At 59.8% G+C, this 12,857-nt stretch carries 9 protein-coding genes; 5 read left to right on the top strand and 4 right to left on the bottom strand.

Annotated elements, in window-relative coordinates; all coding sequences use genetic code 11:
* The first annotated feature begins 59 nt into the window (after nucleotides 1-59).
* From pglX to brxL, 5 genes are all read left to right on the top strand, one after another.
* Nucleotides 60-4,121: a BREX-1 system adenine-specific DNA-methyltransferase PglX gene (gene pglX, locus ACW73L_RS11460; protein WP_498922091.1), complete on the top strand. Its 4,062-nt coding sequence runs from the start codon at nucleotides 60-62 to the stop codon at nucleotides 4,119-4,121.
* Nucleotides 4,122-4,230: 109 nt separating this feature from the next.
* Nucleotides 4,231-4,479, top strand: coding sequence for a DUF433 domain-containing protein (locus ACW73L_RS11465; RefSeq protein WP_498922093.1), 249 nt, complete (start codon nucleotides 4,231-4,233; stop codon nucleotides 4,477-4,479).
* A 1-nt stretch (nucleotide 4,480) separates the two neighbouring features.
* On the top strand, nucleotides 4,481-4,822 hold the full coding sequence (locus ACW73L_RS11470) for a DUF5615 family PIN-like protein (protein ID WP_498922095.1): 342 nt from the start codon (nucleotides 4,481-4,483) through the stop codon (nucleotides 4,820-4,822).
* Nucleotides 4,823-4,858: 36 nt separating this feature from the next.
* Nucleotides 4,859-7,384: a PglZ domain-containing protein gene (locus ACW73L_RS11475; protein WP_498922097.1), complete on the top strand. Its 2,526-nt coding sequence runs from the start codon at nucleotides 4,859-4,861 to the stop codon at nucleotides 7,382-7,384.
* A 4-nt stretch (nucleotides 7,385-7,388) separates the two neighbouring features.
* On the top strand, nucleotides 7,389-9,512 hold the full coding sequence (gene brxL, locus ACW73L_RS11480) for a BREX system Lon protease-like protein BrxL (RefSeq protein ID WP_498922099.1): 2,124 nt from the start codon (nucleotides 7,389-7,391) through the stop codon (nucleotides 9,510-9,512).
* A gap of 46 nt (nucleotides 9,513-9,558) precedes the next feature.
* Here the strand turns inward: brxL and ACW73L_RS11485 are convergent, their stop codons facing one another.
* The 4 genes from ACW73L_RS11485 to ACW73L_RS11500 form a co-directional block, all read right to left on the bottom strand.
* Complete coding sequence (locus tag ACW73L_RS11485; protein WP_498922101.1) at nucleotides 9,559-10,662, bottom strand: tetratricopeptide repeat protein; 1,104 nt, start codon at nucleotides 10,660-10,662, stop codon at nucleotides 9,559-9,561.
* 22 nt (nucleotides 10,663-10,684) lie between these two features.
* Entirely contained in the window at nucleotides 10,685-11,449 is a 765-nt protein-coding gene (locus ACW73L_RS11490) for a hypothetical protein (protein ID WP_498922103.1), read from the bottom strand.
* A 286-nt stretch (nucleotides 11,450-11,735) separates the two neighbouring features.
* Entirely contained in the window at nucleotides 11,736-12,041 is a 306-nt protein-coding gene (locus ACW73L_RS11495) for a type II toxin-antitoxin system RelE/ParE family toxin (RefSeq protein WP_498922105.1), read from the bottom strand.
* A gap of 13 nt (nucleotides 12,042-12,054) precedes the next feature.
* Nucleotides 12,055-12,327, bottom strand: a complete 273-nt coding sequence (locus ACW73L_RS11500; RefSeq protein ID WP_498922106.1) for a type II toxin-antitoxin system ParD family antitoxin — start codon at nucleotides 12,325-12,327, stop codon at nucleotides 12,055-12,057.
* Nucleotides 12,328-12,857: the final 530 nt, after the last annotated feature.

Consider the following 12,857-nt stretch of genomic DNA (forward strand, 5'->3'; position numbering starts at 1 on the left):
GCGTCTGCTCTGTGTCGGGCCTAGGTCCCTGGATTACCATTTTTCGGCGCTGAGGACTCATGCCCTTCGACCAACCCACCCGCCGACTGCTGGAAAAGTTCGTAACCGAGGCGCGCAATCTGCTCGTCGCTGAATTCACCCGGCAACTCCAGAACGACTACGGCCTCGATCCGGTCTCCGGCACTCTGACGGCCATCGAGCAACTGGGCGACATCGACGATGCCCGGCGTGGGACCGCACAGGTGCTCCGGCAGATCGTCGAGCACTACCGGAAATCCAATCCCGGCGGCAGCGACTTGGACGCGCTCGACCGGCTGCTGCGCGAACAGTCCTTCACCGTATTGAACCGCCTGGCGGCCGTGCGCATGGCCGAAGCCCGCGGCCTGATCGTCGAATCCGTAGCCAAGGGGTTCGAATCCAAGGCCTTCCGGCTGTACTCGCAGCTCGCGGGCCCCGCGCTCGGCGACACCGCGGAACGCTATCACCGCTTTCTGCTGAGCTTGTTCGACGAACTGTCGCTGAACCTGCCCGTGCTGTTCGACCGCTACTCGAGGCAGGGGCGACTTTTTCCGCGCGAGGGCGCGTTGATGGCCCTCTTCCAATTGCTCGGCGCGCCGGCGATCGAACCGCTTTGGGCCGAGGACGAAACCATCGGCTGGATCTACCAGTACTACAATGATCCGGCCGAGCGAAAGAAGATGCGCAATGCATCGTCCGCACCGCGCAGCAGCCGGGAACTGGCGGTACGTAACCAGTTCTTCACCCCGCGCTACGTCGTCGAGTTCCTCACCGACAACACCCTCGGCCGCCTCTGGTATGAGATGACCCGTGGCGGGACCGCCCTGGGCGAACGCTGCCGCTATCTGGTCCGCCGGCCCACCGAGATTTTCCTGCAACCCGGCGATGCCGAGCGCGAGGCTGCTACCAGCAGTGAAGCGAGCGCAGCAGAAAATCTGTCCCAAGACGAACTGCTCCGGCAACCCGTCTACATCCCGTATCGCCCGCTCAAGGACCCGCGCGAAGTCCGGCTGCTCGACCCGGCCTGCGGCTCCATGCACTTCGGCCTTTACGCCTTCGACCTCTTCACCGTCATCTATGGCGAGGCCTGGGAAATCGCCCAACGCCCGGACGACGCCGCTAACTCCCACGAGACCTTCGCGCCCTTCGTCGCATTCGCCGCGTCCTTTTCCGACAAGGACGCGTTCCTCCGCGAAGTGCCGCGCCTGATCATCGAGTACAACCTCCACGGTATCGACATCGACCCGCGCGCCGTGCAAATCGCCGGGCTATCTCTCTGGCTGCGTGCCCAACGCGCCTGGCATGAAGCGGGCGTGGCTCCCGCCAACCGGCCCCGCATCACCCGCTCGAATATCGTTTGTGCGGAGCCGATGCCGGGCGAAAAGGAGTTGCTCCGCGAGTTCGTCGAGCAGCAGTTCCCGGCCGGCGAGCGGCCAGCGTTTGCCTTCCTGCTGGAAAAGATCTTCGAGCGCATGACCCTGGCCGGCGAAGCGGGTTCCCTGCTCCGCATCGAGGAGGAAATTCGCACTGCAATTGTCGAGGCGCGCGCCCTCGCGCACAGCCAGTCTGCGCCCCGGCAGACCCAGTTGTTCCCGGTCAATGAGCTGCCCGCACAGGCCCAATTCGACCTCCGCGGGCTGAACGACGAGCAGTTCTGGCAGAAGGCCGAGCAGCGGATCTACGACGCGCTCGAAGCCTACGCCGAGCAGGCCGAGAACGGCGGCGGATTCCAGCGCCGCCTCTTCGCCGACGACGCCGCGCAGGGCTTCGCCTTCATCGACGTCTGCCGCAAACGCTACGACGTGGTGGTGATGAATCCGCCGTTCGGGCTGATGGGCGCGACAACATATCGATACGCAGTCTCCCAATACCCTAATGCCTACTCCGACTTTGGCATCGCCTTCATGGATCGCGGTCTCGGGCTCGGGGATAAGTGCGTATTAGTTGGAGCAATAACCTCCCGATCCTACCTATCCGTCAAAGACGCCGAAAAATTCCGATCCATGGTCGCGATTCCAGGCCTAAGGGTGGTCGCTGACTTGGGGTTAGACGTAATGGATGGCGCGTGGGTCGATTCGACAGCACAAGTTTTTTCAGGACTTACAACGCAACAATTCATTCAGTTCATCAAAGTCAGGGGTGAATCCCTTACACCGGAGGTCCTGCGTGACGAACGTAGGTACGTATTTAGACTGCGTAGCGCTTTCTACAGTGTTCCTAAATCTCGTCTCAGTTACGAACTTGACAGCGGACTCGAAGACGTTCTGTCCTCAGGCTCCGACGGGCTTGAGGAATCTGGTATCTGTGTGAGCCGGACGGGAGGAAAAACATTCGACGACGAGAGGTTTCGCCGAGTCTGGTGGGAGGTGACTCCGGACTATATCGGCAAGCAGAAGACTTGGTGCTTTGTAGCGCAGAGCTCTGAGTTCAATCTCTTTTACTATCCATACTATAACATCGTGAAGTGGGCTGGAAATGGTGATGAACTCGGCGAGCGCAACCGGCAAGTAAACGGACAGACTGCCCAAGCACGACAAGGTGAGTCATTCTTTTTCAAGCCCGGCCTGTCGTTCTCTCGTCGGGGTGAGCCCTCTATTGCGTTTCGCACACACCCAACATCGTGCATGTTCTCCTCTAACGGGCCCGTCGTATTGCCGACCAATCCGCATGACGCGCTCTACCTTCTTGGATTTCTTAACTCATCTTGGGTTCGGGCAGCAATTCACACCCAAGCTCATAAGTTTTCCTACACAGTCGGGCATACGAAGGCCGTCGCTTGGATTGCACCTGAGGAAGACTCTCGTGAAGTGATCTCGGAGTCTTCGAAGCGAATTTTGACGATGAAGCGGTCACGATTTCGCATGGATGAGCGCGATAACAATTTCGTCATACCGTTTGTCCCGAACGCGCTTAGTTTAGAAACATTGTTTAAGGAGTTTGTGAATAGCTGTAACCGGATGCACGCCGAAATGGTGCATGAGTTGATGTGCATTGACGGCGCAGTTGCCCGTACGCATTCGCTTGGAGCCAGCGGTATCGACCTGAGTAGGTATAGCATTTCTGTCGAAGACGTTGCTGATCCGAGCGATATCCCATTTCCGTCCGCGACTGATTTTGCAGGTAGCGTATCTGGGTATTTTATCGGCGCAGCGTTCGGCCGCTGGGACATCCGGTATGCCACGGGTGAGCGGCCGATGCCGGAGTTGCCGGACCCGTTTGCTCCGTTGCCGGTCTGCCCACCCGGGATGCTCCAAGGCGACGACGGTCTCCCGCTTTCGCCTGAAGCAGGCCGCCGGTTGCGGGCCGAGGGCAGTTACCCGCTCGACGTGGCGTGGGACGGCATCCTCGTGGACGATCCGGAGCACCCGCTCGACCTCGAACGCCGCGTTCGTGATGCCCTCGCTGTGGTCTGGGGCGACCGCGCCGACGCGCTGGAACAGGAAGCCTGCGAACTGCTCGGCGTTACCTCCCTGCGCGACTGGTTCCGTCGGCCGGCCGGATTCTTCGCCGACCACCTGAAACGTTACTCGAAAAGCCGCCGCCAAGCCCCGATCTACTGGCCACTGTCCATCGCCTCCGGCGGCTACACACTCTGGATCTACTACCACCGGCTGACCGACCAGACGCTGTTCACGGCAGTGAATGACTTCGTTGACCCCAAGTTGGACAACGTCTCCAAGCAGCTAGCGGGGTTGCGCCAAAAGCCTGTGCGTACCAAGAGCGAGGAACGAAACCTCGAAGGGCTGGCTGATCTGCAGGCGGAATTGCAGGACTTCCGCAATGAATTGCTGCGCTTTGCCCAGCTTCCCTGGAAACCGAACCTGAATGACGGCGTGCAGATCACCGCCGCACCCCTTTGGAAGCTGTTCCGCCTCTCGAAGTGGCAGAAGACGCTGAAGGAGACCTGGCAGAAGCTCGAGAAGGGCGACTACGATTGGGCGCATCTCGCCTACACCCTCTGGCCGGGACGGGTGCGCGACCAATGCAAGGCTGACAAGTCACTCGCAATCGCCCATGATCTGGAAGAACTCTACGAAGCGCCACCGAAACCTGCGAAGCGGAATCGACAGCGAGGTCCAGCGGTCGAGGACGCACAGGACTAGGATGCGGCAACGGCACGAGCCTGGGCTTTGCTCAGTCAGATCCGCACCGATACGATGCCGATGCTCTGGTGCCCGGGTTTCATCAATTGGACCATGAGGTAATGTAATCATGAATACCGACGCGTTGACGTTCCTAGACGGCCGAATCGTCATCGACCCGAACATCTGCCACGGCAAGCCGACGGTTCGCGGCAAGCGCATTGCTGTTCAGACCGTCCTGGAATTTCTCGGATCAGGGGACAGCGCGGACGAAATTCTCCGTCAATATCCGAGTCTGGAAGCGGAGGACATCAAGGCCTGCCTGCGTTTTGCCGCGATCCTGATGGAGCAGCGATACACGCTTTCGAAAGTCGCCTGAAATGGCGCGGTATCTGATCGACGCGAATTTGCCCTATCGCTTTTCGCTGTGGCAGAACAGCGAGTTCCTTCATGTTTTCGATCTAGATGATGAGTGGCCGGATCACGAGATTTGGCAGTACGCCCTGCGGAACAGCCTGACCATCCTGACCAAGGACGCTGATTTCTCGGACTGGATGTTGCTGAGCGAGCCCCCGCCGAGAGTGATCCACCTGCGGATCGGCAATCTGAAGATGCGCGATCTGTTCGCGTTTTTGCAGCTTCATTGGCACCGCATCGCTGCTTTGAGCGACACGCACAAATTGGTGACCGTCTATCAGGAGCGTATCGAATGTGCGGAATAAGTATCGAAAGCTGTTCACGAGCTCAGAGCCCTGACGATGCGTATCGCCGAATTTATCCGTGACACTGTCCTGCTGCCTAGGCTGAAGCAGCAGGGATGCCTGGTGGTCTATGACCGGCAGGGACGTTATCGAAACCTCTGCCTGGAATTTGCCGACGAGCGCTGCGTGGTGGTCGATGCCAGCGAGAGCAGCCTGGAAGGCCGGGAATCAGCGATGGCAGCCTTGCTCCAGGTCGGCGACCGACAGCATGCGGTCGAATCGCTGCTCGTCTACGTTCCAGGTAAGCCACCCGTTACGCCGGAAGAAAAACAACTCGATCCGTTCTCCGTGTATGCGGTGTGCGGCGGCACGTTTCCCAATGGCGACGCCGACGAGTTTCTCGCCCTGTGCCTGCGCGCCAAGCCAGATCACGCCACTGAAATTCGGAATGTGTTTCAGGCCGATCCGGAACCTTCCTTTGCCACTATCGACGCGATCGGCACAGGGACGGGCTGGCCCCAACTCAAGGCGCTGTTACGCGCCGAGTCGGCTCGTGACATTCTGTTGGGGCTGTTAGCGCCACAACCGGATCAGGCTGATGCGCTGGGTGCCGGAGCTGCCTGGATAGGGGAGGCCAAGGCGTTTCTTCAGGGGACCTTGGGCCTTGATCTTAAGACCAAGGCCAAGAAATGGTCGGCGATTGCAGAAGAGCTTTGGCGTTACCTTCTGTTCAGCGAGTTCGCCTTCGACCTGCCAAGCGACCTGCCCGCGGCGCTTTCCGGCGTACCGAGAGCACCCGCAACCGCGCGGTTGTTGGTGGAGGATCTCTGCGAGCAGCTTCGGCACGACCTCCGCACGCGTCCAGCCTACCTGGACAAGGCACCCGAGATCGAGAAGGAATTGACGCTAACGAGCCACTGCGCGCAGATCGCTGATCTGGGTCATCGCGACACGTTTCCGTTTGAAGAACGCAGCTTCCTGCGCCGGGCAATTACGGCCCTGGAAGCCAGCGACCTGGACACGGCGCGCGGCATCATGGTTTCGCGGACGCACTCGGTCTGGACGGCACGGGCCGAGCATCAGGCGCAATGGGCGTTCTTGAAATCGGCGTTCGATCTGATCGAACGCTGCGAAGATTTATCGCGGCAGTTAGGGACTCACAGCAAGAGCTTGGACGAACTGGTCGACTTTTACGCCGTCAGCCTACGTGAGGGCGATCGTCTACAACGGGAACTGGAGCAGGCGATTCCAGACCTAATCGACCCCTATGATCTGCTGGGCGATGTGATTACCTCGGCCCGGGCAGCGCATCGGAGTTTGGCTGAAAAGGCACAGGCCCAGTTTATTCGGTATCTGGAGTCCACCGGTTGGCCTCTGCCAGGACGCTTGGGAAATGTTCAGGTCTTCGATCGCTTTGTTGCCCCCCAATTGAAGGACAGCGGTCGGAAGGTCGCTTACCTGCTGATCGATGCCTTGCGTTACGAGCTAGGCGTCGAACTGGAGAAGCAGCTCACTGAGGATGGTCCGGTGGACCTGCATATGGCCTGCGCTTCCTTACCCTCGGTGACCCTGGTGGGAATGGCGAGCCTCCTACCCGACGCGGCTCAGGCACTCTGGTTCAAATGCCAGGACGACGCGCTCGTGCCCATGCTCGGCGACTTCCCGGTTCGGACCGTGACGGAACGAATGGATGCCTTCCGCCGCCGCTTTGGCGACCGCTTCGCCGAGACGACCCTTGCCGACTTTCTGAAAAAGGGCGCGGATCGCATCCCGCCCACGACAAACCTTCTGGTGCTCCGCTCCTACGACATCGACAGTCAGCTCGAAAACAATCCTGATACGGCTCTGGCGCTGGTGCCCCAAGAATTAAAGCGGATCCGGGCGGCGCTCCATAAGCTCCGCAAACTTGGCTACGCAGAAGCGGTGATCGCGACCGACCATGGATTTTTCCTGAACGCCCACGCGTCCTCCGGCGACGTCTGCGTGAAACCAGGCGGCAACTGGACGTTCCGCAAGGACCGGTCAATGCTAGGCGCGGGCGCCGGCGATGCCCATAACCTGCTACTGCCTGCCGAGCGGGCCGGCATTCGAGGGGACTTCGCAGCGTACATATGTCCCCGCAGCTTGGCGCCCTATCAGTCGGGGTTGTCGTACTTTCACAGCGGTGCTTCTCTGCAGGAGCTGATCGTGCCGGTGCTGGTGGCACGATTGAGCCAGCAGACGGAGGAAAGCATTCGCGTCGTGCAGGTGGAACTGGCGTATCGCGCGGGAACGAAGAAGATCACCACACGGTTGCCAAGCATCGAAGTCAGTGTCGAGGAAGAGGGGCTTTTTGCCTTGGGCGACAATGTTGAACTGGCGTTGGAGGCACACGATGCCAAGGGGAACGTGGTCGGCGAAGCCAAGCCCGGGGGCCCTGTGAATCCGGCTTCCGGGACCATCGCGCTGAAGCCGGGGGAGCGGGTCAATGTGACCCTGCGCATGCAGATGGAATACGAAGGGAAATTCACCGTCAAGGCGATCAACCCCTCGACCCTTGCTGTCTACGCAAGCCTGAACCTGGAAACGGATTACACGGTGTAACGGGATGAGCGATCTGGACCAGAAGCTGAATGCGGCTTACCCCGGCAAAGTGGTCCGCAAGGATTTACTGCACCGGATCAAGAAGGGCACCAACGTCCCGACCTTTGTGCTGGAGTTCCTGCTGGCGCGCTATTGTGCCAGCGACGATCCGGCCGAAATCGACGCCGGTATGGAAGCGGTGCTGGCAACGCTGCAGGACAATTATGTCCGACCCGACGAGTCGAACAAGGCACAGTCGTACGTGCAGCAGCACGGCAAGCACCGCTTCATCGACAAGGTTCACGTCACCTACAAGGAGCGTGAGAAGCGGCATTGGGCTGAGATGGAGAACTTCAATTCCCGCAGGATCGCAATTCCCGAGAAGTTCTACCGAGGCATCGATCGGATCCTGGAAGGCGGCATCTGGGCTGAGGTACTCATCGCCCACAATGAAGTTGAGGACGACGACTACGCGTTCTATATAGAGGATCTCCGCCCGATTCAGCTGTCCCGGTTCGATTTCGACGCGTTCGTAGAAGCGCGGAAGCAGTTCACCCGCGACGAGTGGCTGGATGTTATCGTCCGGACGATCGGCCTGGAGCCGCCCAAGTTCTCGTTCCGACAGAAGCTCCACCTGTTGTCCCGCATGATTCCGTTCGTCGAGAAGAACTACAACTTCATCGAACTCGGACCGCGTGGCACCGGCAAATCCTACGTCTTCAGCGAATTCTCGCCCTACTCGACCCTGATCAGCGGAGGGCAAGCCAGCACGCCGACCCTGTTCTACAACAACAATCGGCGACAGGTCGGCATGGTGGGGTTTTGGGACATCATTGCCTTCGATGAGGTGGGGGGGGTCAAGATCAAGGACCCGAACACGATCACCATCATGAAGGACTACATGGCCAACGGGCGCTTTTCGCGCGGCGCGGATGTCATTGCGGATGCCAGCTTCGCGTTCATCGGCAATATCGATCATTCCATCGAACAGTTAGTCCGGTCAGAGAAACACGACCTGTTCATCGCGTTGCCCCAATCGTTTGATCTGGCCATCATGGATCGTTTCCACACCTATCTTCCGGGGTGGGAAATGCCAAAGAACAGTAGCGCCTTTCTGACTTCGGGCTATGGGCTGATCACCGATTATCTGGCCGAGGCCTTCCATTACGTCGCCAAGAAGACCAACCGGTATGACTATGTGACCAACCGCTGTCGTTTCGGCAAGGCGGTCGAGGGGAGGGATGAAACAGGGATCAAGAAGACGATTTGTGGCTTGCTGAAGATCCTCCATCCCGGCGATGAGCCAACGCGGGAAGAGCTAGATCAATACACCGAATATGCCCTAGAAGGGCGTCGTCGCGTCAAGGAGCAGATGAACAAGCGGAAGGCCGATGATGAGTTTGCACTAATCGAACTCTCCTATTTCGATTCGTCAGAGAAGGAGATCGTCATCGTCTGCCCGGAATCCAAGGGAATCCCGGCGACACAGCACCCGAATCGGATGCGGCGCATCGACGACCAAGCGGACGACCGGCCGATAGTGCCGGACCTGCCTTCGGCGGCGCAGCAGGCGCCGGAATCGCGCACCGAGCCATCCGTCGTCGAGTTGGCGCAGCCAACTGAAGAGGCGGACTCGGAAGTACCAGCGCCCAAACCGATAGATGAAAGGACAGGCCCCCGGGAAAAGCATTTCCGCATCTACTATGGCGACCTCGGGCATTCCTACCAGAGCATCTTCGGCGACTATCTAGTGGGCGCCAAGAAAGTGGAAGTCGAAGATCCCTATATCCGTCTGCCGCACCAGATGAGTAACTTTGTCCGCTTCTGCGAACTATTGGTCAGGACCGGAGGCATACAGGAACTCGAGTTGGTCACCAGTGCCGAGAACAAAGCACAGCAAGACGAGATGTGGAAAAAATTCGCCACGATCGCGGATAGCCTGCTCGACCACGGCATCAAGTTCGTCTATCGGGTCAATGCCCAACTGCACGATCGCGAGGTACGCCTTTCCAACGGATGGACAATCAAGATCGGCCGCGGCTTCGACTTCTACCAGAAGCCGGAGGACTGGCTACAGATTGGGTCATCGGACCTGGACTTGCGGCCGTGTCTGGAGACAACAGTGGACATTTTTCGGAAAAAGAGTTGATGCAGCCCTTTTTGTTCCGAGCCGCACAGAGTCGGTGCTGATTTCCTCATCCCTGCCGCCCGTTCCCCGAATGCAACGCCTGCGCCGCCGCGTATTCCTTGCCGATATCGAAGCCGGAATCGAGGCTTGGATCGATCTGCTTCAAGCCGACGTGCATCATGCAGACGAGCTGCAGCGCGCTGAATTCGCCGGGCAATAACTGGAGCCGGAATTTCTTCGCAGGATCGTTGACCGGCAGGCCGCCTTGCCCCAGGTTCGCCATTTCCATGACGATCGGCATCAACGTGTCCCGAGCCATGCCGTCGAAGCGTTCGAGCGCATCGAGACAGTAGTGCAGCGCATCCGGCCGGACACCTTCGCCAGCGCCACCGCGGAACCGGGTTGCGGCAAGTTTTCCCAGCGCCTCCTTGGCCTTCTCAGCGACTTCGCCTTGCGGTGACAGCCGCAAGACCTCGCGCAGCAGGCCATCCGCTTCCGCTGTGTTCCGCTCGATGTCCTGTTCGATCAGGCCTTGGGCCAGCGTCAACCGGGCGACCGGATCGTCGGGCGACAAGGCCACAGCGCGCCGCAACAGCTCGATACCGCGGTCGGTCTGGCCGTTCATGAGGCGCAGCGTACCCAACGACCGGAGCGCATGGGGGTTGTCCGGATCGAGTTCGATCGCCCGCTCCAGCGCGGTTTTTCCCGCTTCAGCGTCGCCGGAGCGCAGCGCCGCGACGCCGAGTGCGACCCAGGCGTTCATATAATCCGGCTGTGCGTCGGTGGCACGGCGCAGCAGCTTAATGGCCTCGGCCAAACGCCCCTCATCGCTGTAGACCATACCGAGGTTGTACAAGGCATCGTGGTCCCGCGGGTTGGCCTGGAGCGCCGTCTCCAGCAACGGCTTGGCTTCGTCGTAACGGCCACTCTGGAGCAATGCCAGGACTGCCGCTCGCGGGTCCTCGTCGGCCGTCCTCGGTATCCAAGTGACGCTGATCTTGCCGTTCTCGAACAAGACCGTCGTTTCACCGGCAACACCGCGGTACTGCTGTTCGAAAAAGGCCTGCACCTGGGCCCGGAACGCGCTCGACCCGACGGTCCGTGCATTCTCCGGGAGTAGCGTCAGGTCAAAGGCCGCCTCATCAAGCTGGTAGTGGATGGGTTCACTCATGGTCTTCGACTTCTGTGCCGACTCAGTCCAACGGGGCCCAGTCCAGCCAATCCGCGACATTCAGTTGCTCGGCCCAGGCGGTAATCAGCTGGCGATCATCGATCGCCTCGATCGGCTGCCCGGAAACGTGTTGGAGCAGCGCCGTGCCCACGGACTCCAGGCCGGCGGCCCGATACGGAATCGCCAGCTGCGGTTGTTGGAGCAGATCGGCGGCGAACAAGGCATAGGCCGCATTCATCGCGCGGTTCCCCTGGACGATCCGTTTCGGAAACTCGCGGTCGTATTTGCCCGCAAGGCAATTGACGTTCCCCTGGCACTGCGTTTCCAGGTTCTGCCGTTGCTGCGGGCGGAGGCCTGGGTAGTCCCGGTAGAGCCATAGATCCAGCAGTATCCCGGCGGGACAGGACCGCAGCTGGAGCATCAGCCCGTCGAACAACTGACCACCCACTTCACGAACCAGCTTGTCGGCGAGTTCGGGGTTCAAGTGCTTGAACTCCCCGATGACCCGCTCTCGGCAGCCTCCCCGCGCTCGCAGCTGGAAGCGGTCCTCGGGACGCATGGAGAAGAGGCGGATCGCGTAACCCGCTTCGACGGCAATCTGGTAATCCCGGGACACGACGCCCGGCCGGTAGCGAATCAGGTGGATCGGCCGGTCCGGGGTTGCGGCGCTGATGGTCGCCAACGTGCCGATCGCGGGATCGGCGACACAGGAAACGGGATAGCCGCTCAGGGCCTCCAGTTGCTCAATGATCGCTTGTGTGTCAGGCAGCAGCGCTTCGCCGGTCATCTCAAATGCTGTTTCGTTTTTTCCATTCTATCCGGATCGAGCTTCCCGGACATGAACGATCGGCAGTCAGCCCGGGTTCCGAGCAACGCCCCAACCCTTTGGGCGATTGATTGCCATGGATCGGCGTTATTTCGCTGCAACGCCGGCAACCGCGCGTCGTTCCTGCGGCGCGTTATGGAAGCGCTCCCAGGGTCAGGGATGGCTCCGTTCATGAATGACGTCTTGGTCATGCTTGGCCCAAGGTATACCGGCGCTCGCACATGAACGGTGTTCGATCGGACCGGCACTACTCTGCGGTGTCGTCGCGGAGAATTGCCGAGAGATTTCGGGCGCCGTGCAGGACGCGGACAATGAACACGCCCTCGGCGGTCTCCCGATAGAGCACGAGGTAGTTGTTGATGACGAGGTAACGCAGATCGGGTGCGATGTCGGTCCGGAGCGGGCCAAGCTTTGGATTGTCGGCCAGCAGCTGCACCCGCTCGTTGATGGTATCGAGGGTCTGGTCTGCAGCGCGGGGTTTGTCGTTCGCGATGTAGGCCCAGATTGCCTGCAGGTCTTGCTTCGCTTTCTGCGAAAGCGTGATGGTCGGCATGCAGTTTCCAGAGTTACCGGCCGGCCTTTTCTACGAGCGTGCGCGCTTCTCGCTTGATAGCGTCGATGTCGAGCGGGCCTGCGACACCGCTATCGATCCCTTCTTGCCAGAGGCGCCGCAACTCTGCGGCTTGCTCGTCCCGGGCGGCGCGCTTGACCTTCCAGTCACGCAGCGCGTCGCGGATCACTTCGCTCGTTGAAGCGTAGTCCCCGCTCTCCACAGCCTTACGTACGAGCGCCGCCAAGTCCTCGGTGAGCGCGATGCTGATTTTTTCGACGGTGGCCATGAGGTGACTCGATTGGATGACAGGGCTGGTACTACCTAGTCATACCACGGATCCAGCATCCGCGCAAAGCAAGAAGGTGTAAAGCCGAGCTTCCGGCTCATCTACTGGGACGTGACTGTGGCATTGAGAGACGCTTCAACACGCTCCGCCATCTCTATCATTCAATATCTTCTGAGAGCTTTCGGGGCCTTTGTGCTGGTTCAATTTCCGCAGCACGCACTGCGGGTAGACGCAAACCTATTCTGAAGAACTATGCCAAAAACTATGCGTGCTTATCCGCACAGGCCGCGGTTTCTCACGCTTTCGAACGCTTCGCTGCAGGTGCGCACAAGCAGCAAGTGTTTGATTAAAATAACCTTTATATCTCAGGAGCGGCGTTCGCAATGCGAAGGTCAGGGGTTCGATCCCCCTCATCTCCACCAACCACCCACCGCAGAAGCCTTCTCTCCTTTCTCCGACGCGCACTGAGTCGCACGACTGGCGCGGGTTGGGCAAATCGCTTTTTGACAGGACCTTGGGCGATCGACGCT

The organism is Methylolobus aquaticus, from assembly GCF_054172105.1.